This window comes from Nocardia sp. NPDC004654 (assembly GCF_040609595.1).
GTDB lineage: Bacteria > Actinomycetota > Actinomycetes > Mycobacteriales > Mycobacteriaceae > Nocardia.
Genome location: NZ_JBEXKI010000008.1, coordinates 324623 through 350740 on the forward strand (window position 1 = coordinate 324623; position 26118 = coordinate 350740).

Annotated in this window: 23 protein-coding genes; 11 read left to right on the forward strand and 12 right to left on the reverse strand. The window is 70.4% G+C overall.

The window, feature by feature from the left end; translation table 11 throughout:
- Positions 1-136 precede the first annotated feature (136 nt).
- Positions 137-1249 (forward strand): PQQ-dependent sugar dehydrogenase, encoded by a 1113-nt coding sequence (locus ABZV58_RS26850; RefSeq protein WP_355002931.1) that lies wholly within the window; start codon positions 137-139, stop codon positions 1247-1249.
- Between the two features lie 2 nt (positions 1250-1251).
- On the opposite strand, the gene hutU is transcribed toward ABZV58_RS26850, so the two are convergent.
- Both hutU and hutH read right to left on the reverse strand, forming a co-directional pair.
- Positions 1252-2913: a urocanate hydratase gene (hutU, locus tag ABZV58_RS26855; protein WP_355002932.1), complete on the reverse strand. Its 1662-nt coding sequence runs from the start codon at positions 2911-2913 to the stop codon at positions 1252-1254.
- Complete coding sequence (gene hutH / locus ABZV58_RS26860; protein WP_355003092.1) at positions 2913-4481, reverse strand: histidine ammonia-lyase; 1569 nt, start codon at positions 4479-4481, stop codon at positions 2913-2915. Before hutH ends, hutU begins: the two co-directional genes overlap by 1 nt.
- 87 nt (positions 4482-4568) lie before the next feature.
- On the opposite strand from hutH, the gene ABZV58_RS26865 reads away from it, so the two are divergent.
- Positions 4569-5351 (forward strand): IclR family transcriptional regulator, encoded by a 783-nt coding sequence (locus ABZV58_RS26865; RefSeq protein WP_355002933.1) that lies wholly within the window; start codon positions 4569-4571, stop codon positions 5349-5351.
- 6 nt (positions 5352-5357) lie between these two features.
- Here the strand turns inward: ABZV58_RS26865 and ABZV58_RS26870 are convergent, their stop codons facing one another.
- The 3 genes from ABZV58_RS26870 to ABZV58_RS26880 form a co-directional block, all read right to left on the reverse strand.
- Positions 5358-6083: a ferritin-like domain-containing protein gene (locus ABZV58_RS26870; RefSeq protein ID WP_355002934.1), complete on the reverse strand. Its 726-nt coding sequence runs from the start codon at positions 6081-6083 to the stop codon at positions 5358-5360.
- Between the two features lie 72 nt (positions 6084-6155).
- The gene (locus ABZV58_RS26875) at positions 6156-6944 is read right to left on the reverse strand and encodes an SAM-dependent methyltransferase (RefSeq protein ID WP_355002935.1); all 789 of its coding nucleotides are present in this window, start codon (positions 6942-6944) and stop codon (positions 6156-6158) included.
- Positions 6945-7099: 155 nt separating this feature from the next.
- Positions 7100-8647 carry an NAD(P)/FAD-dependent oxidoreductase gene (locus ABZV58_RS26880; RefSeq protein ID WP_355002936.1) on the reverse strand — a complete coding sequence of 516 codons (1548 nt, stop codon included), beginning with the start codon at positions 8645-8647 and terminating at the stop codon, positions 7100-7102.
- 254 nt (positions 8648-8901) lie between these two features.
- Here ABZV58_RS26880 and ABZV58_RS26885 point away from each other — a divergent pair, with 254 nt between their 5' ends.
- Genes ABZV58_RS26885 through ABZV58_RS26905 form a run of 5 tightly spaced genes read left to right on the forward strand, consistent with a single transcriptional unit; the run spans position 8902 to position 16046 of the window.
- Positions 8902-9396, forward strand: a complete 495-nt coding sequence (locus ABZV58_RS26885; RefSeq protein WP_355002937.1) for a hypothetical protein — start codon at positions 8902-8904, stop codon at positions 9394-9396.
- On the forward strand, positions 9396-10772 hold the full coding sequence (locus ABZV58_RS26890) for a hypothetical protein (RefSeq protein ID WP_355002938.1): 1377 nt from the start codon (positions 9396-9398) through the stop codon (positions 10770-10772). Before ABZV58_RS26885 ends, ABZV58_RS26890 begins: the two co-directional genes overlap by 1 nt.
- Complete coding sequence (locus tag ABZV58_RS26895) at positions 10769-12133, forward strand: VWA domain-containing protein (protein WP_355002939.1); 1365 nt, start codon at positions 10769-10771, stop codon at positions 12131-12133. Before ABZV58_RS26890 ends, ABZV58_RS26895 begins: the two co-directional genes overlap by 4 nt.
- A 14-nt stretch (positions 12134-12147) precedes the next feature.
- Complete coding sequence (locus ABZV58_RS26900; protein ID WP_355002940.1) at positions 12148-13263, forward strand: AAA family ATPase; 1116 nt, start codon at positions 12148-12150, stop codon at positions 13261-13263.
- Positions 13260-16046: a DUF5682 family protein gene (locus tag ABZV58_RS26905; RefSeq protein WP_355002941.1), complete on the forward strand. Its 2787-nt coding sequence runs from the start codon at positions 13260-13262 to the stop codon at positions 16044-16046. Before ABZV58_RS26900 ends, ABZV58_RS26905 begins: the two co-directional genes overlap by 4 nt.
- A 98-nt stretch (positions 16047-16144) precedes the next feature.
- Here ABZV58_RS26905 and ABZV58_RS26910 read toward each other — a convergent pair whose 3' ends face one another.
- The 3 genes from ABZV58_RS26910 to ABZV58_RS26920 all read right to left on the reverse strand — a co-directional run bounded on the left by ABZV58_RS26910 (position 16145) and on the right by ABZV58_RS26920 (position 19560).
- Positions 16145-18406 (reverse strand): protein kinase, encoded by a 2262-nt coding sequence (locus tag ABZV58_RS26910; RefSeq protein ID WP_355002942.1) that lies wholly within the window; start codon positions 18404-18406, stop codon positions 16145-16147.
- 66 nt (positions 18407-18472) lie between these two features.
- On the reverse strand, positions 18473-18898 hold the full coding sequence (locus ABZV58_RS26915) for a hypothetical protein (protein WP_355002943.1): 426 nt from the start codon (positions 18896-18898) through the stop codon (positions 18473-18475).
- 41 nt (positions 18899-18939) lie between these two features.
- Positions 18940-19560, reverse strand: coding sequence for a TetR/AcrR family transcriptional regulator (locus tag ABZV58_RS26920; RefSeq protein ID WP_355002944.1), 621 nt, complete (start codon positions 19558-19560; stop codon positions 18940-18942).
- Positions 19561-19620: 60 nt separating this feature from the next.
- Between ABZV58_RS26920 and ABZV58_RS26925 the strand changes: the two genes are divergently transcribed.
- Positions 19621-20886, forward strand: coding sequence for an oxygenase MpaB family protein (locus ABZV58_RS26925; RefSeq protein ID WP_355002945.1), 1266 nt, complete (start codon positions 19621-19623; stop codon positions 20884-20886).
- An 87-nt stretch (positions 20887-20973) separates the two neighbouring features.
- On the opposite strand, the gene fabG is transcribed toward ABZV58_RS26925, so the two are convergent.
- Positions 20974-21735, reverse strand: a complete 762-nt coding sequence (gene fabG / locus ABZV58_RS26930) for a 3-oxoacyl-ACP reductase FabG (protein ID WP_355002946.1) — start codon at positions 21733-21735, stop codon at positions 20974-20976.
- 115 nt (positions 21736-21850) lie between these two features.
- Between fabG and ABZV58_RS26935 the strand changes: the two genes are divergently transcribed.
- Both ABZV58_RS26935 and ABZV58_RS26940 read left to right on the forward strand, forming a co-directional pair.
- Positions 21851-22468 carry a QsdR family transcriptional regulator gene (locus ABZV58_RS26935; protein ID WP_355002947.1) on the forward strand — a complete coding sequence of 206 codons (618 nt, stop codon included), beginning with the start codon at positions 21851-21853 and terminating at the stop codon, positions 22466-22468.
- Between the two features lie 125 nt (positions 22469-22593).
- A complete protein-coding gene (locus tag ABZV58_RS26940) occupies positions 22594-23661 on the forward strand; it encodes a GNAT family N-acetyltransferase (protein ID WP_355002948.1) in 1068 nt (355 codons plus the stop codon).
- A gap of 14 nt (positions 23662-23675) precedes the next feature.
- Here ABZV58_RS26940 and ABZV58_RS26945 read toward each other — a convergent pair whose 3' ends face one another.
- The 3 genes from ABZV58_RS26945 to ABZV58_RS26955 form a co-directional block, all read right to left on the reverse strand.
- Entirely contained in the window at positions 23676-24035 is a 360-nt protein-coding gene (locus ABZV58_RS26945; RefSeq protein ID WP_355002949.1) for a DUF488 family protein, read from the reverse strand.
- 27 nt (positions 24036-24062) lie between these two features.
- Positions 24063-24737 carry an LUD domain-containing protein gene (locus tag ABZV58_RS26950; protein ID WP_355002950.1) on the reverse strand — a complete coding sequence of 225 codons (675 nt, stop codon included), beginning with the start codon at positions 24735-24737 and terminating at the stop codon, positions 24063-24065.
- Positions 24738-24823: 86 nt separating this feature from the next.
- Positions 24824-25072 carry a hypothetical protein gene (locus ABZV58_RS26955; RefSeq protein WP_355002951.1) on the reverse strand — a complete coding sequence of 83 codons (249 nt, stop codon included), beginning with the start codon at positions 25070-25072 and terminating at the stop codon, positions 24824-24826.
- A gap of 320 nt (positions 25073-25392) precedes the next feature.
- On the opposite strand from ABZV58_RS26955, the gene ABZV58_RS26960 reads away from it, so the two are divergent.
- Positions 25393-26118 carry a uracil-DNA glycosylase gene (locus ABZV58_RS26960; protein WP_355003093.1) on the forward strand — a complete coding sequence of 242 codons (726 nt, stop codon included), beginning with the start codon at positions 25393-25395 and terminating at the stop codon, positions 26116-26118.

Sequence of the window (26118 nt, forward strand, 5' to 3'; positions counted from 1 at the left end):
AGGTCGGGGCAGGATGAGGGCGGCGTTCTCCGAGCGGTCCTGCCTCGGGGGCGACGCGCATCAGCGGAGAATGGACTCGATTCGGTGGGTGATGGTCGACGACCATGCCCACCGGGCGGACAGGGAGCAACGAGTGATGGGACCTGTGCGAACGAATCGGCGGGCGGCGGTCTGCGCCGCGCTGCTCGTCCTGGCGGCGGTGAGCGGGTGTGGAGGGGAGCGTTCCGAAACGGACCGGGAGTCTTCGCCGGTCGTCACGACCACCGTCGCGAGCAGTCCGTCGGGGGTGCCCGATCTCGCCGCTCCCGAGGAAGTGGCGCAAGGGATCGACGTCCCGTGGGGGCTGGCATTTCTGCCCGACGGCGCCGCGCTGGTCGCCGAGCGCGACACCGCGAAGATCATGCGGGTGGTTCCCGGCCGGGCGCCGGAAGAGGTGTACGAGGTGCCCGGCGTTGTCGCGCGCGGAGAAGGCGGTCTGCTCGGCCTCGCAGTGTCGCCGCGGTACTCCGAGGACCGCTACGTCTACGCCTATTTCACCGCGGACACGGACAACCGGATCGTGCGCTTCCGGCTCGACGGTGCACCGGAGGTCGTCTTCGAGGGAATCGCGAAGGCGGGCAACCACAATGGTGGGCGGATCGCGTTCGGCCCAGACGGCATGCTGTACGTCGGCACCGGCGACGCGGCGCGCAGCGCGCTGTCGCAGGATCCCGCCTCGCCGAACGGCAAGATTCTGCGTCTGACGCCCGAAGGCGAACCGGCGCCGGGCAATCCGAACCCGGGCTCACCGGTCTACAGCCTCGGTCACCGCAACGTGCAGGGCCTCGCCTGGGATCGCGCGGGACGGTTGTTCGCCGCCGAGTTCGGCCAGAATCGTTTGGACGAGGTCAATCTCATCGAACCGAACCGCAATTACGGCTGGCCCGCGGTCGAGGGTGGTGGCGGCGCGGGACGCGGCTACGTCGACCCTGTGGTCACCTGGACCACGGCGGAGGCGTCCCCGTCCGGTATCGCGATCGCGGGCGAGACCCTGTACGCCGCGGCGCTGCGCGGCGAAAGGCTGTGGACCGTACCGCTGGTGAACGGCTCGGTCGGCGAGCCGCGCGCGATGTTCGAGGAGCGCTACGGCCGACTGCGCACCGTCGAGGTCGCCGCGGACGGAGCGCTGTGGATGACCACCTCGAACACCGACGGCCGCGGCGACGCGCGCGGAGGCGACGATCGCATCCTGCGCTTCCCCGCTCGCTGAATTCAGTCGTTGCCCGGCAACGGAATTCGCAACCCCTCGACGTCCGCTACGGACCGCGCACGCTCGTACCCCGCGTCCACGTGCCGCAGCACACCCATCGCCGGATCGTTGGTGAGCACCCGCTCGAGCTTCTGTGCGGCCAGCTCGGTGCCGTCCGCCACGCACACCTGCCCGGCGTGGATCGACCGGCCGATGCCGACGCCGCCGCCGTGGTGGATGGACACCCAGCTGGCGCCGGAGGCGGTGTTCACCAACGCGTTCAGCAGCGGCCAGTCCGCGATGGCGTCGGAACCGTCCGACATCGCCTCGGTTTCGCGATAGGGCGAGGCGACGCTGCCCGCGTCGAGATGGTCGCGCCCGATCACGATCGGTGCGCTCAACTCACCGGCGGCCACCATCTCGTTGAACCGCAGACCCGCACGGTGCCGCTCGCCATAGCCGAGCCAGCAGATCCGCGCGGGCAGCCCTTGGAACGCGACGCGTTCACCGGCCCGGGCGATCCACCGGCGCAGGGATTCGTTGTGCGGGAACAGATCCAGGATCGCGCGATCGGTGGCGGCGATGTCGGCGGGATCGCCGGACAGCGCGGCCCAGCGGAACGGCCCCTTGCCCGCGCAGAACAGCGGCCGAATGTAGGCGGGCACGAAACCCGGGTAGTCGAAGGCTCTGGCGCAGCCCCCGAGCCGCGCCTCGCCGCGCAGCGAGTTGCCGTAGTCGAAGACCTCCGCGCCACGGTCCAGGAAGCCCACCATGGCGTCGACGTGTTCGACCATGGATTCCCTTGCGCGCTCGGTGAATTCGTCCGGCTTGCGGGCCGCGTAACCGGGCCAGTCGGCCAGCTCGACTCCGCGGGGCAGGTAGGACAACGGATCGTGCGCCGAGGTCTGGTCGGTGACGATGTCGGCGGGCAGGTCCGCCGCGGCCAGGCGCGGCAGCACCTCCGCCGCGTTGCCGATCAGCCCGACGGACAACGCCTTTCGCTGCGACCGGGCCGCCGTCACCCGGCGGATCGCGTCGTCGACATCGTCCGCGATCTCGTCCAGGTAGCGGTCCTTCAGCCGCCGCCGCGCCCGCGCCGGATCGCATTCGACGATCAATGCCGCACCGCCGTTCATGGTGACGGCCAGCGGTTGCGCACCGCCCATTCCGCCGAGGCCGGCGCTGAGCGTCAGCGTGCCCGCGAGCGTGCCGCCGAACCGCTTGTCGGCGATGGCGGCGAAGGTTTCGTAGGTGCCCTGCAAGATGCCCTGGGTACCGATGTAGATCCAGGAACCGGCCGTCATCTGCCCGTACATGGTCAGCCCCAGCGCCTCGAGCCTGCGGAATTCCGGCCAGGTCGCCCAGTCCCCCACGAGGTTCGAGTTGGCGATCAGCACCCGGGGCGCCCATTCGTGCGTGCGCACTACCCCGACCGGCTTGCCCGACTGGACCAGCAGCGTCTCGTCGGGCGCGAGGGTGGTCAGGGTGCGGGTGATGGCGTCGAAACTGGCCCAGTCCCTGGCCGCCTTCCCGGTGCCGCCGTAGACGACCAGGTCTTGCGGGCGTTCGGCGACCTCGGGGTCGAGGTTGTTGTGCAGCATGCGCAGCGCGGCCTCGGTCTGCCAGGTGCGGGCCGTCAGGCGGGTGCCGCGCGCCGCCCGCACGGTCGGGTGCTCCGTCGTCATCACTGCCTCCGTTCGCCGGGCGCCGGGTCCGCGGCCACCTGCGGTGCGACCGCCCGCAGCAGCGCACCCTCGCGGATCAAGTCCGCGGCGGCCGCGATCTCGGGAGCCAGATGCCGGTCCGGGCCCGGCCCCTCGACTCTGGTGCGCAACAGCGCGACGGCGGCGGCGGTGGCGGGCGCCGGGCGCAGCGGGGCGCGCAGATCGAGGGCGCGGGCCGCGGTGAGGTACTCGACCGCGAGGACGGTGGTCAGCCCGTTCACCGCGACGCGCAACTTGCGTCCGGCCGACCAGCCCATCGACACATGGTCCTCCTGCATGGCGCTGCTAGGTATGGAATCCACCGAGGCGGGCACCGCGATCCGCTTCAGTTCGGCGACCACGGCCGCCTGGGTGTACTGGGCGATCATGTGCCCGGAGTCGACGCCGGGGTCTGCGGCGAGGAACGCCGGAAGTCCGTGGGAGCGAGCGACATCCAGCATGCGATCGGTGCGGCGTTCGGCCATGCTCGCGACGTCGGCGACCGGAATGGCCAGGAAGTCGAGCACGTAGGCCAACGGCGCGCCGTGGAAATTGCCGTTGGATTCCAGGCGGCCGTCGGCCAGCACGACCGGATTGTCGATGGTGGCGGCGAGTTCTCGGTCGGCCACCGTCTCCGCGTGCGCGACGGTGTCACGGGCCGCGCCGTGCACCTGCGGCGCGCAGCGCAGCGAATAGGCGTCCTGCACCCGATGGCATTCCCGGTGACTGGCCACGATCTCGGAACCGGCGAGCGCGGCCCGCATGCGCGCCGCCGCGTACGCCTGACCCGGATGGGGGCGCAGCGCTTGCAGGTCGCCCGCGAAGACGCGATCGGTGCCGAGCAGCGCCTCCACGCTCATCGCGGCGGTGATATCGGCGACGTCGAGCAGTCGGTGCAGGTCGGCCAGCGCGAGCACCAGCATGCCGAGCATGCCGTCGGTGCCGTTGGTGAGGGCGAGTCCTTCCTTCTCCGCCAGGATCACGGGCGTTATTCCGTTGTCGTGCAACGCTTTTTCCGCGTCCACCAGGTTTCCCTCGGCATCGGTCACGGTGCCTTCGCCCATCAGCGTGAGCGCGACGGCGGCCAGTGGCGCGAGATCGCCGGAGCAGCCGAGCGAGCCGAACTCGTGCACCACGGGCGTGATCCCCGCATTGAGCAGAGCGGCCAGCGTGTGCGCGGTCTCCGGATGGGCTCCGGTGTGGCCGGAGGCCAGGGTGCGCAGCCGCAGCACCATCTGCGCGCGCACCACCTCCCGTTCGACCGCGTCGCCCGCGCCCGCCGCGTGGGAGCGGATCAGCGATCGCTGCAACGCGGCGCGGCGCGACGGGGGGATGTGGCGGATCGCCAGCGCACCGAATCCGGTGGACACGCCGTAGGTCGGGGTCGAGGCCTCGGCCAAGGCGTCGACGTGCTGACGGGCGGCGATCAGCCGCCGCTCGGCGGCCGCGCTCAGGCTCACCCGAGCGCCGTCGCGCGCGACCGCGACGACCTGCGCCCTGGTCAGCGGCCCGTCGATCACCACGGTCGGCAGCTGCGCGATATCCGGCATGGTTTCCATTCCACAACCGCGACGGCCGGTGGAGAATGAGGCCACGCCGGATTCGGTCTGATATCCCAGACAAGCCGAGGAGGCACCGTGGGCGCGAGCAGCGACATTCCCGCACTGCGCCGCGGGCTCGCGGTGCTTCGGCTACTCGCGGGCAGACCCGGTCCGGTGTCGGCGGCCGCCATCGCGCGCGAGCTCGGGTTGCCCCGCTCGTCCACCTATCACCTGCTCGCCGAGCTCGCCCAGGCCCGCTTCGTCACGCACCTGCCCGCCGAGCGCCGCTACGGACTCGGCATCGCCGCGTTCGAGCTCGGCGCCGCCTATCTCCGGCACGATCCGCTGGAGCGCCTCGCCGGTCCGCTGCTGCGCGAACTCGTCGAGCAGGTCGGGCACAACGCGCATCTGGGCGTGCTACACGGCAACGAGCTGTTGTACCTCGTCAAGGAGCGCCCGGCACGGCCGGAAACCCTGGTCACCGACGTCGGGGTCCGGCTGCCCGCGCACCTGACCGCCTCGGGTCGCGCCATCCTCGCGCACCTGCCCGCCGCGCACGTGCGCGCTCTCTTCCCCACCGCCGCGTCCTTCGTGACCCGCACCGACCGCGGTCCGGCCGGTCTCGCCGCGTTGCGCCGTGTCCTCGCCGAGGAACGCCGTCGCGGCTGGGCCTGCGAGGACGGCCACGTCACCCCCGGCTTCGCCTCCGTCGCCTACCCCGTCTTCGATCACGATCACCACCCCATCGCCGCCGTCAGCGTGACCCTTCGCCACCGGTGCGCCCGGCGCCCCTGCGACGCCGACTGGACCGCGCTGGCCGCCCGCGTCCGCGCCACCGCCGACACCCTGACCCGCCGAATCGGCGGCCGCACCGAATAGCCCGCGTCATCGTCGGCCGTGCACGGCCGTCGGCACGATCGTAGCGAAGAGAGCCAGCGTCTCGCGGACGAATTCACCTCGGGGGCAACCCAGTTCGCGCAGCGCGGGACCGTGGTCGTGGACGACGACGAGGGTCGCTCCGACCAGCACGGTCCACCAGAAGGCGCGCACCGCGAGGCGAGTCGGCAGACGCGCGTCCGCGAACGCCGCGCGCAGCCGCTGGGTGTGGAAGGGCACGTGCCGACGTTCGTCGTCCAGGATCAGCGTGGCGACGCGGGTGGTGAGCGGATCGTCGGATCCGTCGCGCAGCGCCCGGTAGTACTGCACCGCGACGACTTCGGCGACCATCAGCACCATCAGTTCCAGACGCAGACCCAGCGCTCGGCGCAGCCGCACGAACACGGCGTCGGTCCAGTGGTGCGCGATGGTCGGTCGGCCCGCAGCACGGAGCAGGTGGGCGAGCAGCCGGGCGTGGTTGCGTTCCTCCTCGACGAACAACCGGACCGCCGCGGTGTACACCGGATCGCCGGCGCGTTCGGCTTTCGCGACCAGGTCCGCGCCGTCCCCGCTCTCGCCGACCTGGAATCGCTGCACACTGCGCACGATCGCGGGATGCAGGCGGGCTCCGCGACTCCAGTCCGGGTCGCCCGCCGCCGCTCTCGCGCGCGCCTTGGCCTCGAATTCCCCCACCCACCGGGCGAATTCGTTCGTTCCGAGCTGTTCGATCACCATGCAGGCAACCCTACGAACGAGTTGCGCCGATTCCCGGTCGAGCCGGTGGAGATTCGGTGTGGATGCCGACCGTCACGGCTTGCGGCCGACGCCGCCCCACGCCGAGGCGCCGCGCACGCCCTCGGCGGCGGCGTCGGTGCGCCAGTGGTTGATCGGCACCACGCCGGGATCGACGAGCTCCAGACCGTCGAAAATGCCGGTGATCTCGGCGGAGCTGCGCGGGAAGTACGGCACCCCACCGGTTTTGGCGTAGTTCTCGCACATCCGCACGTACGCCTTGTCGTCGGTGGCTCCGTCGCAGAGCGCGAGGTAGCTGCCCGAGGGCACACCGTCCATCATGGTGTTCACCACGCGCCGCACCTGGTCGTAGCTGCGCGCGTGCCCGAGCACGCCGATGTACATGATCGCGATCGGCTTGCTGAAGTTCAGCACGTGACGCGCGTCGGCCAGGATCGCCTCGGGGTCGTTGAAATCGGCCTCGAGATAAGTGGTCACGCCCTCGTCGGTGGTGTTGACCAGCAGCGCCCTGGCGTGCGCGAGGACGAGCGGATCGTTGTCCACGTAGACGATCCTGGAGTCGGGGGCAGCGGACTGTGCCACTTCGTGCGTGTTCTGCATGATGGGCAGCCCGGTGCCGATGTCGAGGAACTGACGGACGCCCGCTTCCGCCGCCAGATACCGCACCACCCGGATCAGGAACTGCCTCGATTGCATCGCCAGCGTCCTGATCTCGGGATACCCCGCGACACCGGCTTCGCCGGCTAGCCGATCCGCCTCGTAGTAGTCCCGGCCACCCAGCCAGTAGTTCCAGATTCGCGCCGAATGCGGGACGTCGGTACGGATGGGGCGCTTGTCTGCCATGGTGGCTCCTGAGCAAAAAACGGCTGCGTCGCGGTGACTGTACAGCCGATGGTGTTGCGGTATCCGATGGTTCGCTGATGTGCGGCCGGGACCGGTGATCGCGGGCAGCTGGGCGAGGGTCGCTGGAAAATATCCGGCAGACGCGCCCGGGCGTGTCACGACTCGAGGACGGCCCGCGCGGCATTGTGCCCGGGGATGCCGCTGACGCCGCCGCCGCGCACCGCGCCCGAGCCGCACAGAAACACGTTGTGCACCCCGGTCGCGACGCCCCAGCGTCCGGCCGGATCCGTCGCGCTCTCGTCCTCCCGATAGGGAAAAGCCAGATCGCGGTGGAAGATATGGCCGCCGGGCAGCCCGACCTCGCGCTCCAGATCGAGCGGGGACTTCACCTCCAGGCAGGGCGCGCCGTCGGCGTCCTGCGCCAGGCACTCGGCGATGGGCTCGGCCAGCACCCGGTCCAGTTGCGCGAGCACGCTTTTCGTCGCGGCGGCACGGGCAGCGTCCGGGTTGTCACGGAAAAGCCGTGCGGGAGTGTGCAATCCGAAGAGCGTGAGCGTGTGCATGCCGTGGGCCGCGATGTCGGCGGACAGGATCGACGGGTCGGTCAGGGTATGGCAGTAGATCTCCGATGGCGGCGCCGATGGCATCCGCCCAGCCTCCGCTTCACGGTAGGACTTCTCCAGTCCCGCATACGATTCGGCGATGTGGAAGGTACCGGCGAAGGCCTCGGCGGGATCGACCGCGGTGTCCCGTAGGCGCGGCAGTCGCCGCAGCACCATGTTCACCTTCATTTGGGAGCCTTCGGGTTTCGGCTCCTCCGGTGCGCCGAGCAGGCGCGCCAGCTCCTGCGGCGCGGCGTTCACCAGGACGTGCCGCGCGCCGACCGCACCGCCCTCGTAGCGCACCTCCGCGGCGACGCCGTCGCTGTCGACGCCGGTCACCGCGCAGTTCGTAACCAGTTCGGCGCCCGCGGCGCGCGCCGCGTCCGCCAGCGCGTCGGTGAGCGCGCCCATGCCGCCCACCGGCACATCCCAGTCGCCGGTGCCGCCGCCGATCACGTGGTAGAGGAAGCAGCGGTTCTGCCGCAGCGAGGGGTCGTGCGCGTGGGCGAAGGTGCCGATCAGCGCGTCGGTGAACACCACGCCGCGCACGGTGTCGTCGGCGAAGGTCGCCTCGATCGTCTCGCCGAGCGGCCGTTCGAAGACCGCGTCCCACAGCGCGTCGTCCGCGACGACGCGCCGCAGTTCGGTCCGGGTCGGCAGCGGTTCGGTCAGGGTGGGAAACACCCGCCGCGCCATCCGTCCGGTGCTCGCGTAGAACCGCTGCCACGCCTCGAAATCGCGGTCGGAGCCGGTGAGACGTTCGAACCTCGCCCTGGTGCGCGCCTCGGATCCGGTGTCGACGAGCAGCCCCCCGTCGCCCACCGGCGTATAGGAGGCGATCCGCCTGCGGCGGGTCTGGAACCGCAGGCCCAGATCGCGCACGATGCTCGCGGGCAGCAGACTGACCAAATACGAATACCGAGATACCCGAGCGTCGACACCGGGGAACGGGCGTTCCGACACCGCCGCGCCGCCCGTGTGCGACTGCCGCTCGAGCAACAGCACCGAGCGGCCTGCTCGCGCCAGGTACGCGGCGGCGACCAAGCCGTTGTGGCCGCCGCCGACGATGACGACATCGTAGGAAGAGCGCGTCGGTGTCATCCGTCCTCGATACCACGGCCGCGCCGCGAGCAGCCGCCCCGACGCGCCGCCGGGGCGCTCCTCACGGGTTCCCACGGACCCGGGCGCAGCGTCGCCCAGCGGCAGATTAGCAGCCCCTACCGACAACTTCATCGATACCGAAACCGGTTGCGGGACAGAGGTTGTCGCTGTTCACAAGATCGACAAGCGGGCCCCGAACTTGTCGGTGGGTTCGCGTAGGTTTTCGGTCATGGAGAGAAACGGGAGGGAACGCGATGGACTCGGGTGACCGCGAGTGGGAGCGGGCGGCGGTGGTGCAGACGCTGCCCGTCGTGGCGCCGCGCAAACTGGCCAAGGTGCCCTTCGTCGAGATGGCGGACGGGCGGTTGCAGGGCGTGGTGTCGAGCGGATCGGATATCGCGCGGGTGTACGTCTCGTCGGTGTCGGCGAAGACGCACGGACTCAGCTGTAGCACCAACAACAATCGGCCGTGCGGCGGACTGCGCGGACCCTTTCCGTGCAAGCACATCGACGCGCTGCTGGACGAGGCTGTGGTGCAGTACGGCGCCGGGCAGGTGGCCCGCTACCTGGGCCTAGAGATCGCCGAGGGCGCGAGCCTGCGCGCCGCGCTGAACTGCGCGCACGAACCCGCGCCCGCCGCCGTCGTATTCAGCCGCTTCCTGCGCCATCTCGCGTATCTGGAGCTGCCCGGCGCCACGGCGCCGATCCCCGAGTTGCAGTGGTTTCCCGCGACGGGGGTGAGCCGCTGATGCTCGGCGTGCATTTGGCCGAACTGCTCGAGCCGCCGGCGGGTGTGCCGGAAACGCTCGATGTGGTGACCGGATTCGACACCGCGCTGGTGCACGGATTCGCGCGGCTCACCGACGAACACACGGCCGCGCTGGCGAGCCTCGCCGCCGCGCTCGGCGGATCCCCGCTCGGACCGTCGATCGCCGAGGCGGTCGCGAAACTCGGCGCGGGCTCGATCGGTCCCGAGGAGCTGTCCGCGCTGGCGGGCGGACGCGCCGCGTTGCTCGGCGCCGTACACGACGCGCTGCTGGACCGGGTGGACACCGCGCTGGGGCGCGAACGCGCCGCGTGGGAGCAGCCCGAGGCGCCGCACACGCCGCACAACCTGGCGGCGGGCACTCGTTCCTGGTTGCAGGAGGTCGCCATCACCGGTTGGCGCGGCGTCGACCACGACCTCGTCTCGGCCGCCGATCAGACGGTCGAAGCGTTGCTCGCCGAACCGGCCTTACGCAGGCTCGCCGTCCTGCTCGACGGCCTGACGGCCGAGCTGCGCGCCGGCTCTCCGGTGGCGACGCTGGACCGGCTGCCCGCCCGGCGCTGGGCGGACCTGTGGGCGCGCGCGCTGCTGTTGTCCTGGCGCACAAGCGGTTTCGCCGAGACTGCCGCGGTCTCCGGGCGGCTGCTTCCGCTGGGCGTCGACGTGCACGAGCACGGCACCGCGGTGCAGGCTCAGCTGTACGCGCTGCTGGAGACGGCGGGCGGGCAGACGCGGCGGGTGCGGGTCAGCATCGCCGCGGCCAAGGTCGACACGATCGTCGGGCCCGCGATCTGGCAGCTGTTTCCCGAGCATCCGCAGCTGCTGAAAGCGATGGCCGAGCGGCTCGGTCTCGACATCGACGGCATGCCGATGACCGCGAGCGGCGACCTGATCTGGCACGACGAGTCGGCCCGCCTCGGCGCGAGCGCCGATCCGTTCGCCACGGCACGCATCGGTCTGGCGAGCGCGCTGGCCCCGGCCACTCCCCCGCTGGATCGCGATCCGGTGCACCTGTCCGAGCCGGTCCTGGTGGAGGGCTACAAGGTCGAGGACGGCGCACTCGAGCTGGACGGGCACCGGCTCGTCCTCGAACTCGACCGGCTGCCGACCTGCGGCCCGCTGACGCCCGCCGCGGTGAACGGCTCATCGACCTGCCTCGGCCTGCTGCGCTGGGACGCCGGGCGCTGGTCGCTGCGGCCGCTCGCCGTGCGCAAGAAGACCAAAGGCGTGGAGGTCGACGTGCACGGCGGCGACTGGGCCTGCGGCGTGACGGACCCGAAAGCGGCCAAGTCACAAGCGAAGTCGGGCGACGCGGTCGCGGTGCTCAGGGAACGAGCGGGACGGCTGCTGAGAAAATGACCGACAGCAACGAGACTCGACGGCAGATCCTCTACTGGCGCCTGCTCGCGGGCATTTTCGACAGCGAGGCGCAGCCCGCGCTGGAGACGTCGAGCGTGGCGATCGTCGACGACCTCGGCCTGCCCGCGGTGCTGCTCGACCCCGGTGTCTCGATCGACAACGTGGTGCAGCGGTTCCCCGATCTGGGGGCCGAATTCGACGGGCTCGGCGCCCACGTGCGGGCGGCCGAATCGGCGGACGGCGCACTGGAATCGGCCGAGCAGGACGCGGACGAGACTCCGGTGCGGCCCGAGGAGACCGAGGCCGATCCGACCATCGGCTCCGGCGAAGTGCGTTCGGCCGCTCTGATATCCAAGCTGTTGCTGAACGTCTTCGCGACCGGCGGCGGCACGGTCAGCGCGACCCAGCTGGCGGGCTGGCAGCGCGATGCGGGCTGGTTGCGGCGCATGCTCGGCGAGGACTGCGGCGCAGATGTGCGCGCCGTGCTCGGCGACCTCGAGGCCGACCTGGTCTCGCGGATGCGGCTGCGCGAGGTGCTCGCCGATCCCGCGCTTTCGGCGCAACTGACGCCGAGCATGTCGCTGATCGAACAGCTGCTGCGCGACAAGACGAACCTGTCGGGCGTCGCGCTGGCCAACGCCAAGTCGCTCATCCGCCGCTACGTCGACCAGGTCGCGGAGGTGCTGCGCACCCAGGTGCAGCAGACCACCGCGGGCACCGTCGATCGCTCGGTGCCGCCGAAACGCATCCTGCGCAATCTGGATGTCGATCGCACGATCTGGAAGAACCTCACCAACTGGAATCCGGAGGACGAGCGCCTCTACGTGGATCGGCTGTTCTATCGGCAAACCGCCAAGCGCACCGTGCCCGCCCGGATGATCGTGGTGGTCGACCAGTCCGGTTCGATGGTCGACTCGATGGTGAACTGCACCATCCTGGCCTCGATCTTCGCCGGATTGCCCAAGGTCGACGTGCACCTCATCGCCTACGACACCCGCGCCATCGACCTGACGCCGTGGGTGCACGACCCGTTCGAGGTGCTGCTGCGCACCAACCTCGGCGGCGGCAACGACGGCCCCGTCGCCATGGCGATGGCCCAGCCGAAGATCGTCGACCCGACCAACACCGTGCTGGTGTGGATTTCGGACTTCTACGAGTTCGACCGCTCCCAGCCGCTGTACGAGAGCATGCAGGCCGTGCACCGCAACGGCGTGAAGCTCATCCCCGTCGGCTCGGTGAACAGCTCCGGCCAGCAGAGCGTGAATCCCTGGTTCCGGGAACGCTTCAAGGCCATGGGCACACCGGTGATCTCGGGCCGCATCCAAAAACTCGTGTTCGAACTCAAGAACTTTCTCGACTAGGAGACCTCGCAAAAATGACCGACACCGCGCTGCGCGCCCCCGCCGAAATCAAGTACGCCGAGGAGCTGGACTGGCTCGAGTCGATCGACGACGGCCCCAAGCCTTTCGCTTGGCGCCTGAGCCCGAAGATGGTGCGGCTGTTCATCCTCGGCTCCGAGCGCGCCGACGGCCTGGACCGCCAGATCGACCAGAAGTGGTTCGGCGACCGCAGTTTCGTCGAGCGCAGCATCGTCACCCTGGCCTCCGACCGCGGGCTGCTGCTGATCGGTGATCCCGGTACCGGTAAGAGCTGGTTGGCCGAGCTGCTCTCCGCCGCCATCAGCCGCAACTCCACGCTCGTCGTGCAGGGCACCGCGGGCACCACCGAGGACCACATCAAGTACTCGTGGAACATCTCCATGGTCATCGCCAAGGGCCAGTCCAGGGAGTCGATGATCCCGTCCCCGATCATGACCGCGATGGAGCAGGGCGTGATCGGCCGCTTCGAGGAGCTGACCCGCTCCACCAGCGACGTGCAGGACGCGCTCATCTCGATCCTGTCCGAGAAGTACGTCTCCATCCCCGAACTCGACGACGACAACGTCGTGTTCGCCAAGCCTGGCTTCTCCATCATCGCCACCGCCAACAGCCGCGACCGCGGTGTGAACGACCTCTCCTCGGCGCTGAAGCGGCGCTTCAACTTCGTGCGCATCCCGGTGGTGACCAACAAGCGCAGCGAGGCCGAGATCGTGCGTTTCCGCACTGCCGAGCTGCTGCGCAGGCACGAGATCGAGCTGGAGCTGCCGCCCACGCTGCTCGACATCCTGCTCGACAGCTTCGCCGATCTTCGCTCCGCGGCCGCCGCCGCGACCAGCGACGACGAGAAGCTGGAGTCGGCGCTGTCGACCGCCGAACAGATCGGCGTGCTGGAAGACGCGATCCTGCACAGCCAGTTCTTCGGCGACCGCACACTGCGCGCGGAGACCCTCGCCGGGTCGCTGGTCGGCTCGTTGGCCCGGCGGGCGCCGGAGGACCTGGCGATCCTCAACAAGTTCTGGCACGGCGTGGTGGAACCGCGCAGCAAGGACGCGGGCGGCGACTGGTCGCAGTTCCTCGAGGGCGGCCGGGCGGCGATCGCGAGGCTCTCGTGACCGGAGCGTTCGGCGCGCTGCGCGAACAATTGGCCACGGCCGCGGAGCGATTCGCGGCCGAGCCGGGCGCGGTCGCGGAGATCCTCGCGGGCATCGTCGACGACGTCGACCGCGCGCTCGCGGTCGAACTCGAGATCTTCCCGGTCTGCCACCATTCGCCCGCCTCGGGGCTGGCGATGCTGCGGCGGCTGCACGAGAAGCGGCCCAAGGTCGTCTACCTGGAGCTGTGCGAGGACCTGCGCCCGATCCTGGACGAGCTGCGCAACTGCAGGCTGCCGGTCGCGGTGCAGGCGTGGGCCGGTGAACTCGACGGATTCCCGGCCGCGTGGGCGCCGCTGTCGGTGGTCGCGCCGATCACCGAGGCGTCGGCGGAGTACCAGGCCATCGCCTACGCGCTCGACACCCCCGGCGTCGAGCTCGTGCTCGTCGACCGTTCCTCCGACCACGTCTTCCAGTGGGCGCCCGACCGCGACGCACCGAAGGGCGACGCACCCGCCGACGAAACGCCGGAGCCCGCCGAGGGCGGGGCACTGCACGGAGACGCGGTCGGCATCGAAATAGGCGATCTGCGACCGGGTTTCGCCGAACTCGAGGAGCACCTGCTGCACCACGGGAAGGTGCGGCACTGGTCGGAGTGGTGGGATCAGTACGTCGAGCAACCGCTGGCCGGCGCCGACTACGACACCTACCGCCAAGTCATGGTGCTGATCGGCAGCCTGTTCCGTCGCCTGCGCCGCACCGGCGTCGAGGAGGACGAGAACCGTGAGCGCTACATGTGGACGCGGATGCGCGAACACCTGGACGCGACCGGCGTCGACCCGGCCGACTGCCTGTACGTGTGCGGGGCGTTCCACGCGGCAAGTCACGTCGAGCAGTTCGGGCTGCCCGCCGACGCGGCGCCCTACGAGATCACGCCGCGATCGAACACCACCTGGCAGTACGGGCTGATCCCGTCCAGCCACTCGGCCATCGAGGAGCAGTTCGGGCTGGCCTCGGGGTCGGTGTCGATCGCGGCGGCGACCTGGTCGAAGGGACTGCGGCGCGGCGGTGTGAAGCCGTTCCAGCTCGCGGGCCAGAAATCCACGAGCAAGAAGACGAGCAAGCGCACCCCGCCGGTGGTGACGGCCGCCGCCGTGACCGACCAGCTGACGGGGTTCCTGTCCACGCCGCCGCGGCTGGACTCGCTCGACGAGGCCGAGCTGCTCGACTGGTCGGTCGACATCGTCCGGCTGGCTCGGCGCAACGGCTATCTGGCCAGCACCGCCGACGCGATCGCGGTGTTCGAGACCTCGATCCTGTTGGCGGGCATGCGCAATCGCGCCCGCCCGACGCCGTACGACTTCCAGGACGCGGCGATCACCTGCATCGAGAAGGACCACGTGCCGGGTCGCCGGGACGTGCGCAGGCTGTGCGAGATCCTGCTCGGCGGTGACCGTATCGGTCAGGTGGGCTACGCGGCGCTGCCGCCGCTCGCCCGCGACGTGCTCGACCGGCTCGCGCCGCTGGGGATCGACACCAGCAAGCGCACCGTGCAGCGTTCGCTGCTGGACCTGCGCGCCGACCCGCACCTGCGGCCGTGCTCGGATCTGCTGTGGATCCTGCGCAGGCTGCTGCCTTCGGACGCGGTGCGGCCGATCATGGGGTCGCGGGCGCTCGGCGAGAGCTCCATTCAGGAGAGCTGGGATCTGGCGCTCGGCAAGCACCAGCGCGCCCTTGTCGAGCTCGGCTACGAGGGCGTGACCATCGAGCAGGTGCTCGAGCAGCGGCTGCGCATGGCGGTGTCCGCCGCGGACGCCACCGCCGCGGTGGCGCTGGCGGCGGTGGAAGACGCCTTGGTGTTCCTGAACTCGCCGCGCCTGGCCGACGAGCTGGGTCACCGCGCCGTCGAACTGCTCGCCGCCGAACGCTCGGTCGACGACGCGCCCGAGGTGCTGCGCCGAATCCGGCTGCTGCTCAATTACTTCCGGTCGACCACCGACGGTCTGCCGGAGTGGTGCGGCCGGTTCGTCACCGCGGGCTACGCGCACTACTGCACGCTGCTGCCGACCGCGTTCACCGACGAGAACACCGGAGTGCGGCCGGTCGCGGCCATGCTCGGCTTCCTGTTCGGCATGGAGAACCTGGCGCTTTCGCTCGGCTGCGACCACACCCAGCTCGAACTCGCGGTGTTGCAGTCACATCCGGAGGCGCCCGCCAAGGTCGCGCTGCTGTGGGCGACGCGCATGCAGCTCGGTCTGCTGACGCTGCCGGAACTGCGCACCCGCTGCGACGACATGCTGGCCAACCCGCTCGTGGTCCCCGCCTTCCCGCACTACCTGAGCGGTTTCGTGCAAGCCATGGATCCGGTGCCGTCCTTGAAACCCTTTGTGGTGGAGCTGCTCTCGAAGGCGTTCGGCCGCCTGCCGGACAGCGTGCTGCTGCCCTGGCTGCCGAAGCTGATCACCACCCTGCGCGGCCAGGCCGGTGAACTGATTCCGGCGCTCACCAGGGAGGCCGGTCGCACGTTCCCGTCCGGTCTCGCGGCGGTGGACCGCTGGACTCCGCCGTGGACGGGCACACCGCAGCCGACCGCCGCGCCAGTCGCCGCAGTGGCGGGCGGACCGGCCGGCGATCTGCTGTTCGCCCATCCGGCGAGCTGCGACGCGCTGGCCACGCTGCTCGGCCACGGCGGCGAGTGGCAGCGTCCGGCGGCAGCTCCGCACACCGAGGTCGCGGCACTCGTGACCCGGCACCCGGACTCCGCGGTAGCGCTCGCCGCGCTGGTGCCAACGGCAGCTGGCTGATTCGCGACGGAAGACCACAGCGGCGTCCGGCACCGTTCAGCAGCGGCGCCGGACGCCGCGGTCGCGGGCGCTGGTGGCCCGGCACCAGATCGGCGGCGCTAACCGAAATTGCGCTCGAACCACTCGAGCAACTCGGCTTCCGACCTCGGGCCTTGGTCGGGGTCGTCCTTGCTCAGCGCGCACACGTCGACGACGAGCCGGAATTCGTCGTGCATCGCCATCAAGCACTCTCGGGTGCCGAGCACCGCGTTCTCGTCGGTGTAGCAGAAGAGGCGGCCGACGGGGCCGGAAGCCTTGCGCCACACGTCGTCCGCGCCGCCGCTGCTGCCACCGCACGCGTGACCGCGCGTCTGCCCCAGTGCCGCTTGATATCCCAGGCTCATCGAGCGGTGGTCGGGGAAGCCGAGGAACGTCGGCGAGGGCACACCGCGAGGACTGCCGCAGCCGACGACCGCCTCCACCGTGCCACCGGGCGTGTCGACGTGTTTGCACGTCGAGGGCCCGAAATCGCCGGTCAGGTGGTCGAGGACGCGACGGTCGGCGGGGGTGAAGAAGTCCGGGTCGACGGCCTTGTCCTTCGGCAGGAAGTGGAAGAGGTGGTGGGAGGCGACGTAATCGCGCTCGGCCTGCGCCTCGGGGCCGTCCCACACGTAGATCCCCAGCGCGAGCTGATCCTCGTCGGCCACGGCCAGCACCGGCTTGGGCGTCGCGGGATCCTCGACCCGACTGGTCAGGCACGCGTCGCGCCCGGCGGGCTTGCCGTCCACCACCAGGGGGCCGTCTACGCCCGGCGGATCGCCGGGGCAGTTGGTGGCGTCGTAAGCCTCGACCACGTAGTTCTGGTAATAGTCCCGCAACCACTCGAGGCTGCTGAACCGGAACAGCCGGGCGGTGGGCGTGCCGGTGCGATCGTTGGCGTCGCAGTAGACGACCGCCTCGGTGCCGACGTCCGGTTCGCGGTGCGCGCAGTTCGCGCGCTTGTAGCCGATCAATCCGGCGCTCGCCACCAGCTCGACGTCCGCCGGTCGCAAGGCGGCGTCATCGGCGACCGCGGTGCCCTCGGCGGGCCGCCCCGACACCACCCAGGCGGCCAAAACCGTTGCCGCCGCGAGAATTACGGCGGCGACAAGAGCCGGAACCGCCATCCGATCCGCGACCCGCCGCAGCGTCCGCTCCGGCGGCCCGGACGCCCCCGCGCCACCATCCTCCGCAGGTGACGGCCGTTTCGGCGGACCCGCCGCCGAGTCGCCGGTCTCGTCCGTTGCCCCCACGCCGCCCGCCCCGCGCACCCCGGAACTCCGCGCGGAGCCTTCCACCGCGTCCCCCAGATCGGTCGCGAATGGACGCGGAGTCGCCGCCGTATCAGCGAGAACTTCCATCGACGCTTCGCCGGTCGGAGGTGCGAACGCAGCAGGCGATTTCTCGATCCTCCCCGTACTCGTCGCCGTAGCACCTTCTGGCACAGAAACTTCCGCGCTGGTGACGGTGTCCGCCGCTTCGCTCGGCGGCGCAGCACCCTTCGAACCAAGCAACGCTGCCCGCGCCGCGGCCGCGAACTCCCCCGCGCTGCCATAGCGCGCGGCGGGCTCCTTCGCCAGCGCCCGAGCGATCACCGCGTCCATGGCGCGCGGAATCGCGGGGCGCAACCGACTGGGCCGCGGCGGCGATTCCACCAGGTGCGCCCGCATGACCTCGCCATCGGTGTCGGCAGGGAACGGCCGAGTGCCGGTGAGACATTCGTAGAGCACACAGCCGAGCGCGTAGATGTCCGCGGCCGGGGTGACCACACGCGAGGTGAACCGCTCCGGCGACATGTAGTGGAAGGACCCGATCGCCGAACCGGCGCCCGTCAGCCCCTCGGCGGTGCTGGAATGCGCGATGCCGAAATCGACGAGATAGGCGAACCCGTCGGGCGTGGTGAGGATGTTGTCCGGCTTGATGTCGCGGTGCACCAGGTCGTCGGCGTGCGCGGCGTCCAGGGCGGCCGCCACCTGTCTGATCAGCTCGACGGCGTCGTGCGGGTCCAGCGGCGCGCTGGCCCGCAGCAGCGCGCGCAGATTCTCGCCCTCGACGAGGCGCATATCGATGTAGAGGTGCCCGTCGATCTCCCCGTAGTCGTGGATCGGGATGACGTGCGGTTCCTTGAGCCGGGCCGCGGCGTGCGACTCGCGCCGGAACCGCTCGCGGTAGACGGGGTCCTCGGCCAGCCGCTCGGGCAGCACCTTGATGGCGACGACACGGTCCTTGCCGCTGTCGTAGGCCTCGAACACCTCGCCCATGCCGCCGCGGCCGATCAGCCGGACCAGCCGGTACGGCCCGAATTCCGAACCGGCCTCGAGTGGTCTGCGCTGGGTCGTCATATCGATCCTCCGTGACGCGAACCGCCTCCCGGACGGTGGCGCGGCCCTGGCCGCGTGGTACTCGGATCAGCCGCCGAACACCGCGCACCCGTGCCCGATGTGCATGCCGGTGCCGACGGACACCGCGGTGGCCGCGGTGATGGCATGGTCGGGAACCTGCGCCACGCTGATCGTGTGCACGCCCGGCGTCGCCGGCACCCACTTCAGCAACGCGACCCCGCCGGTCGGCGCCACCGTGGCGAGCGGAATCCCGTTGTCGTAGAAGGACACCGGCGAGACGGCGTCGGTCACGAAGGCCTGGATCGTGTAGCCGCAGCCGGTTCCGAAATTGGTCGCGAGGCCGAAACCCAGGTCGGGTAGGACTGCGATCCGCGTGGCGGTGGCGTGCGCGCCGGGCGCGGCAGCCAATGCGATCGCGGCGGCGCCCGCGCAGGCGCTCGCCACCACGGTGGCGCGAACCCGCCGCCGTCGAGCATTCCGGTCAACGTGCATTCTTTACCCCTTCCGGGACGCCGACCCCTCCGATGGTATCGCTACCGACCCGACGGCTCGAGCCATCCGCCGATCATGGTCGCCGTTTCGGTGATCACCAGTTCGCGATCGGCGGTCGCGGCGGGCCCGAGGGTGATGCGCAAGGCGGCGGCGAGGCCGGTGGTCACCATGACCAGCGCCTTCGCGTCGAGCTCGTCCTCCGGACACGGCCCGAGCCGGTGCAGCAGATAGGCCCGGGTGAGGACGAGCAACCTGCGCTCCAGCCCGAGCAGCCCGAATCCGGGCACGGCGGCGGCCGCCGACAGCGCGCGTACCAGACCTTCTCGCGCCGACACCACGTCGACGATCGCGTGCAGGCTGGCCGCGACCGATTCGCGCGTGGACAGCGTCATCCCCGCCCGCACCGTCTCGGCGAAGCGCTCCTCGAGTTCGGTGAGCAGCCGATCGCGCAGCACCCCGACGATCTCGTCCTTGTCCGCGAAGTACCGGTACAGCGACCCGATGCTCATGCCCGCGTGCGCGGCGATGCGATTGGTGGAGGTGTCCACGATGCCGCGCTCGGCGAAAAGCTGAGCGGCGGCGGTCAGGATGCGTTCCCGCGACTCCCTCGCGCGCGGCTGCTTGGGCGCTTTCCGCCGGTTCGGCGCGGTGTTCCCGGTCATCGATCGACCGGCCGCAAAAGCGAGTAGAAGGTGAGCATGAACTCACTTTAGTGTTTCGACATGGCTATCGATACGGTGGACGAGGCCGAACCCGCCGCCCCGACCGAATTCCGCTACTGGCTGCGCGTCGAGGATCCGTCGATCCAGCGGATTCGGCGAATCATGAAGCGCGCTTTGCGATTCGATCCGCAACCGTCGGACGATCTGGTCCGTTCCTTCGCGGCGGCCTACTTCGAGGCCGACCCAGTGGCCGAGGCGTTCGTCGACGAGGTCTATCTCGGCGAACCCGGCCCGAAAGCGGGACGGGCCATGCTCGACCGAGCGCTGACGCACGGCGTCGGCGCGGTGCCGGACGCGCCCGCATCGCTGGTGCGGCTGTTCGAGGAGTTCGAGACGCCCCCGCCATGGCTGGACCGCGAGCTGATCGAACGGGGCGCGCGGGTGTTCCGCCGGTGGGGCACTTCGGTGTTCAGCTTCGCCACGACCAGCACGCTCGAGATGTACTCGGAGAGCTCGATCGCCAAACCCCTGTCCTACACCGGCGGCTACGCGGGACAGCGTGCGCACAAACGCCAGCTGGAGACCGTGCGCTTCTGGATCGATGTGTCCGAACCCGGCGGCTTGTCGCCCGGCGCGCGCGGACGGCAGACCGCCATGCGGGTGCGAATCATGCACGTGTTCATCCGGCGCAAGCTGCTGAGCAGGCCGGAGTGGCAGCGCGCGGCGTGGGGTGTGCCGATCAGCGTCGGCGACGCCACGCTCACCCTGATGGCGGGCAGCGTGGTCCCCGGACTCGCGCTGTGGAGCGCGGGTTTCCAGACCACGCGGGCGGAAATCGAAGCCACCATGCATTTCTGGCGCTACGTCGGGCACTTGCTCGGCGTGCAGCCGGATTGGTATCCGACCGATCTGCGCACCGGCGCGCAGCTGATGTTCGCCGCCTTCGTCAAGCGGGCGCACACGGCGGGCGCCGACGGAGCCGAACTCGTCGAGTCCTACCTTCCGGCCTTCCGGCCGAAGCCGGAAACGCCGTGGCGCAAGCGAATCCGCGACGAGCTCAACTACCGCGCGCAGATCGGCTACACCGGTTTCTGGCTGCCGCCCGCCACCTACGCCGCGCACGTCATGCCACGGCGCTTTCCGTGGATCCTCTACCCGATCCTGCGCACGCCGGTGATCTTCGGTCTCGAGACGCTGCGCCGCACCGTTCCCGGACTGGACGGCCTCGCCGACCGGTTTCAGCGCGACCGCCGAGAAGCGTGGTACCGCAACGAAGTCGGCGACCGCGCCGCCGAGTTCACCCCCGTCGAGGAATTCCGACGGTGAGCGCCCGGCGGCGCGGATGCCTCACTCCACCAGCACCGACAGCGATTCGGCGACGCCGTGAAAGACCCGCATAGCACTTCCCTTCGCTCAGGCGGTCGGTCCGCCGGCCACGTAGATGACCTGACCGGAGACGAATCCGGCGCCCTCGCCGACCAGGAAGGAGACCGTGTTGGCGATGTCTTCCGGCTTGCCGGTGCGCCCGACCGGGATCTGCTTGGCGGCCGCCTCGACGAACTGCTCGAAGCTCACGCCGATCCGCTCGGCGGTGGCGGCGGTCATGTCGGTCTCGATGAAGCCGGGGGCGATGGCGTTGACCGTGACGCCGAACTTGCCGAGTTCGATGGCCAGCGTCTTGGTGAAGCCCTGCAGGCCCGCCTTCGCCGCCGAGTAGTTGGCCTGGCCGCGGTTGCCCAGCGCGGAGGTGCTCGACAGGTTGACGACGCGGCCCCACTTGGCCTCGGTCATGTACTTCTGGGTGGCGCGGCTCATCAGGAACGAGCCGCGCAGGTGCACGTTCATCACCGAGTCCCAGTCGGCGACGCTCATCTTGAACAGCAGGTTGTCGCGGGTGATGCCCGCGTTGTTCACCAGCACCGTCGGCGCGCCCAGCTCGTCGGCGACCCGCTGCACGGCGGCGCCCGCGGACTGCTCGTCGGAGACGTCGACGCCCACCGCGAGCGCCCTGCCGCCCGCCGCCTCGATCTCCTCGACGACGGGCTTGCACGCGGCCTCGTCCAGGTCGAGGACAGCGACCGCGAAGCCGTCGGCGGCGAGCCTGCGGGCGGTGGCGGCGCCGATGCCGCGGGCGGAACCGGTGACGATGGCCGTGCGGGAAGTCGGGGCGCTCATGGTTCTCCTGACTGTCGAGGATGGTCCGTTTCGAGGGACACCCATAAAATACAACTAAGCCAATACGTCTCCAATAGGCGCGGCCGTCCGGTCCATCGGCTGTACGATTCACCCGGTGACCACTCCCTCGCGGCCCGCCGCCACTCGCTCTCCCGGACGTCCGGCTTCGGCCACCCGCGAACAGGTCATCGAACTCACCCGCCGCGCCTTCCTGGCCGGTGAACGCGTCGACGTGCAGGCCATCGCCGCAGAGCTAGGACTCAGCCGCGCGTCGATCTACCGCTGGTTCGGCTCGCGGGACGGCCTGCTCGGCGCGATGCTCGTCCAGGAGTACGAGCAGATGATCGCCCGCGCCGACGCCAAGCGACGGTCGCGCGGCGCCGAACGCATCCTCGAGGTGCTCGACCGCGTCGCACGCTGGGAGGCGGTGAACGAGCCATTCCGGCTCTACTTCGAGAACGAACCGATCTCGGGCTTACGCATCCTCACCGCCAGCGACGGACCGGTCCAGCCGCGCGCGGTCGCCGCCGTCGCCGAACTCATCGCCCGTGTAGAGGAAGAGGACGGCTACCAACCGCCACTGGAGCGAGAACTGTTGGCCTACACGCTGGTTCGGATCGGCGAGGCGTTCCTCTACACCGACACCGCGGCGGGCATCCGCAACGACGTGGACCGGCTGCGCGAGGTGCAGTCGGTGCTGCTCGGCATCACCGCGCAAGACGGCTCCGCCTGACCGGGCCGCCGAGTTCGCCGGGGCCCGCGCCGAATCTCGCGCGGACAAAGCACGGTCCGCGGCGGTCGGTGTGTGGCAATCTAACAACCCGACATTCGCACCGACGACCTTCGGGAGCCGATCGCATGGCAGCACTTCGCCAGTGGCCCACCGCATTCGGCGCGATCGATTACGATCAGCTGCCCGTCGCGCTCGAGGAACTCGCGCGGGCGCACGCGCGCCGCGCGTTGGCCTGCACCGGATCTCGCGAACCGCTCGCGCTGATCGACCAGGCCGTCTCGATCGGCGCGTGTGCCGAGTCGCTGCTCAAAGCCGTACTCGCCGGAATAGACATCCACCTGGTCCGCGGGCACATGGCGGGTCTCGAGACGACGCTGACGCTGGCCGGGCGGCCGGAGAATCCAGACCGACCGCTGCCCGACCTGTGGACGCTCGGCGGGCTCGAGGCGGCCCAGGTGCTGAACCGGGTCACGCCCCCGGACATCCACTTGCCCGAGGCGCTGCTCACGCGGATCGTCACGGTGCGCGACTCCGCCATCCACATGGGTTTCGTGAATCGCGACGAGAGCGAACGGGCTCTCGCCGATCTGGTCGTTCTCGTCGATCGGGTGCTGGCCATCCGCCGTGCGCTCGGCCAAGACACCGACTGGGCCGCGTTCTGGTCGCCGATCCATCTGGAGCGCGCCGACGCCCTCTTGCGCCAACGCGCCGAACCGGTCGTCGAGCTGATCGAACTGAGCGAGCAGAGCCTTCCGCTGCTGCTCGACGCGGCGGTGACCGACGCGGACCCGCTCGAGGTCATGGCGCCGGTGGCCGGACCGCCGGGCTGGACCGCGGTGCGCAAGGAGGCGTTCCTGGCGTTTCACCGCGACCGCGCGCTGCATCCCACCTGCCCGAACGAACGCACCTTCGTCATCACGGTCGAGGGGCGGGTCGTCGGCGCGGCCCGGCTCGAACCGCACGGCGACGAGGTGGAGGCGGGCGTGTGGATCGGCCGCTCGCACCGTGGGCGCGGCATCGGCGGCCGCGTCGCCACCGAGTTGCGCGCGCTCGCCACACGATCCGGAGCCCGCCGCATCACCGCCGTGACCACGCCGGACAACATCGCGGCACGGCAGCTCATCGACACCGGACTCGGCGCGCGACCGCACGTGCGAGGCGACGAGGTCATCGGCACCGCGGAGCTGGGCTGACCGAGCGATCGTCCTCAGTCACCGCGCAGGTGGTCGAGCAGCACCGCGACGTGGCTGTGCTCGGGATCCTTCGCCGCGGTCACCAGGGTCACGGGATGCTCGGCGGCGAGCTCGCGCAGTTCGCGAAGACCCCGCCGCTGCGCGTCGCCGGACAGCTCGGCCTCGTAGCGCCTGGCGAACTCGGTGAAGTCGGCGGCGGAGTCGTGGTGGAACCAGGTGCGCAGGTCGTTCGAGGGCGTGATCTCCTTGTCCCACAGGTCGATTCGGGCGCGCTCCTTGCTGATGCCGCGCGGCCACAGCCGGTCGACGAGCACCCGGCGGCCGTCGTCGTCGCTGGGGTCGTCGTAGATCCGCTTGGTCCGGAATTCACCCACGATCGTGTCCTTCCGATGCGTCCCTGTTCACTGCACGACGAGCACGACCAACCGGCGCGGGCCGTGCACACCGGGCGTCGCCGCGTCGGCGGTGGCCGACGGGCCGCCGACCAGGATGGTTTGCCGGCGCGGATCGAGCCGGTCCATCACCTCCGGCAGCGAGGCGAGGAGCTGTTCGGCTCGCACCACGCAGACGTGGCAGTCGGGCGCGAGCGTGGCGGGGCGGCGACTCTGTCCCTCGCCGCCGTCGAGCACGAGGATGCCGGAATCGGCGGCCGCGGCCGCGCAGGTGGTGACCACCGCGTCGACCTGCTCCATCTCGCCGGTCGTCGCCAGCGGGCTATCGGGGACGATGCGGTGGCCAACCTCGGCCGCCCATCCGGCCAGCCATTCGGCGGGCAGTCCGTCGGGTGCGATGACCGAGCGCGCACCGTGCTCGCGCAGCGCGGCGCGCACCTGATCCGGGATGTCCGCCGCGGTGATCCGGCGCAGCTGCGCACCGTGATGCTCCATGCGTTCGGCGAACAAGTCGACCAGCGCCGCGAGATCGCCGGGCTCGACGCCGGTTCCCTGGCGGGTGACCGCGTTCGGCACCGGCACGACCCGTTCGTCGTCGGGTAGCTCGACCAGCGCGTCCCTGATCCGGCGCAGCAGGTCCTCGCGAGAATTCACGTGCGCCACCACCCGCTCGCGTTCACCCAATATCCCACTCCCCCAGCGGTTTCCACCGCCTCCCCGAACATTTCCGGACAGGCGTCGCGATCGTACCGCAGGATCGGCGGCACCGCTCAGACTCCAGCTTCGACGGTTTGCTCGCCCCGGCGTGCGGGCGCGCCGAGGATCAGCCCGTTGTCGTCGGCGTCGACGCGCACCCTGTCGCCCGAGCCGAACTGGCCATCCAGCGGCAACCGGGACAGCGCGATGATGCCGCGCCCCGGTTCCGCCTCGATGACCGAGTGCAGCAGGCGCTCGGAACCGGAGAACCGCTCAGAGATGTCGTCGAAGGAACTGATCGAACTCGGCCAACCCTCGGTCATGTTCACCTCACTGCGTCCTGCGCACCCGGTGCGCCAACGGGATCACGGACGGCGCCGGACGAGACGGCGCCGGAACTGCTCACGGTTCACGCTCGTGCTATCGCATGGCAGACGCCGTGCGACCACGGGAGATCGCCCTCCCGCTCCATCGCAACGTACCGCCGTGTCGCCCGGGGTGGCAACCAATCGGTTCGTGATCGACTCGATACTGGCTAACCAGCCGCTACCGGTACGGGCGCTGGCCTATCCTGCAAGGCATGTCCACCGGCACCGGCCCTGTTCCGCCGCGGCCGGGCGACGGTCGTGATCGAGTGGTACCCATGTGCCGCACCCTCGCCGAACTCGACGCCTCCGTCGCCGATTGCTTCGCCTGCCCGCGCCTCGTGGCGTGGCGGGAACTGGTCGCGCGCGAGAAGCGCGCCGCGTTTCGCGACGAAACCTATTGGGGCCGACCGGTTCCCGGCTTCGGGCCGCCCGACGCCAGGCTGCTGATCATCGGGCTCGCCCCCGCCGCGCACGGCGGCAACCGCACCGGGCGCATGTTCACCGGCGACCGCAGCGGTGACGTGCTCTATGCCGCCATGCACGCCGTCGGCCTCGCGAACCAGCCGACCTCGGTGCGTCGTGGTGACGGCCTCGAACTGCTCGGCGCCCGGGTCACCGCGCCCGTGCACTGCGCGCCGCCGGACAACAAGCCGGCTCCCGACGAACGCGATCGGTGCCGCGGCTGGCTGGACATCGAACTCGGATTGCTGGCCCCGACGGTCCGGTCGGTCGTGGTGCTAGGCGCGTTCGGCTGGCAGGCCGCGCTGCCCGCGCTCGCCGAGGCGGGCTGGGTGGTGCCGCGCCCGCGCCCGAAGTTCGGGCACGGCGTGCGGGTCACGCTGGCGCCCGCCGTGGCGGGTCGCGCGGAACTGGAGTTGTTCGGCTGCTACCACGTCAGCCAGCAGAACACCTTCACCGGACGATTGACCCCCGCGATGCTCGAACAGGTACTCGCCGACGCGGCGACAGCGGCGGGACTGCATCCACGCACGCCGCGCTGA

Coding starts and splice junctions, on each gene's coding strand:
- ABZV58_RS26850 (WP_355002931.1), top strand. CDS start 137: ATGGGACCTGTGCGAACGAATCGGCGGGCGGCGGTCTGCGCCGCGCTG.
- hutU (WP_355002932.1), bottom strand. CDS start 2,913: ATGACGACGGAGCACCCGACCGTGCGGGCGGCGCGCGGCACCCGCCTG.
- hutH (WP_355003092.1), bottom strand. CDS start 4,481: ATGCCGGATATCGCGCAGCTGCCGACCGTGGTGATCGACGGGCCGCTG.
- ABZV58_RS26870 (WP_355002934.1), bottom strand. CDS start 6,083: ATGGTGATCGAACAGCTCGGAACGAACGAATTCGCCCGGTGGGTGGGG.
- ABZV58_RS26875 (WP_355002935.1), bottom strand. CDS start 6,944: ATGGCAGACAAGCGCCCCATCCGTACCGACGTCCCGCATTCGGCGCGA.
- ABZV58_RS26880 (WP_355002936.1), bottom strand. CDS start 8,647: ATGACACCGACGCGCTCTTCCTACGATGTCGTCATCGTCGGCGGCGGC.
- ABZV58_RS26885 (WP_355002937.1), top strand. CDS start 8,902: ATGGACTCGGGTGACCGCGAGTGGGAGCGGGCGGCGGTGGTGCAGACG.
- ABZV58_RS26890 (WP_355002938.1), top strand. CDS start 9,396: ATGCTCGGCGTGCATTTGGCCGAACTGCTCGAGCCGCCGGCGGGTGTG.
- ABZV58_RS26895 (WP_355002939.1), top strand. CDS start 10,769: ATGACCGACAGCAACGAGACTCGACGGCAGATCCTCTACTGGCGCCTG.
- ABZV58_RS26900 (WP_355002940.1), top strand. CDS start 12,148: ATGACCGACACCGCGCTGCGCGCCCCCGCCGAAATCAAGTACGCCGAG.
- ABZV58_RS26910 (WP_355002942.1), bottom strand. CDS start 18,406: ATGACGACCCAGCGCAGACCACTCGAGGCCGGTTCGGAATTCGGGCCG.
- ABZV58_RS26915 (WP_355002943.1), bottom strand. CDS start 18,898: ATGCACGTTGACCGGAATGCTCGACGGCGGCGGGTTCGCGCCACCGTG.
- ABZV58_RS26920 (WP_355002944.1), bottom strand. CDS start 19,560: ATGACCGGGAACACCGCGCCGAACCGGCGGAAAGCGCCCAAGCAGCCG.
- ABZV58_RS26925 (WP_355002945.1), top strand. CDS start 19,621: ATGGCTATCGATACGGTGGACGAGGCCGAACCCGCCGCCCCGACCGAA.
- fabG (WP_355002946.1), bottom strand. CDS start 21,735: ATGAGCGCCCCGACTTCCCGCACGGCCATCGTCACCGGTTCCGCCCGC.
- ABZV58_RS26940 (WP_355002948.1), top strand. CDS start 22,594: ATGGCAGCACTTCGCCAGTGGCCCACCGCATTCGGCGCGATCGATTAC.
- ABZV58_RS26955 (WP_355002951.1), bottom strand. CDS start 25,072: ATGACCGAGGGTTGGCCGAGTTCGATCAGTTCCTTCGACGACATCTCT.
- ABZV58_RS26960 (WP_355003093.1), top strand. CDS start 25,393: ATGTGCCGCACCCTCGCCGAACTCGACGCCTCCGTCGCCGATTGCTTC.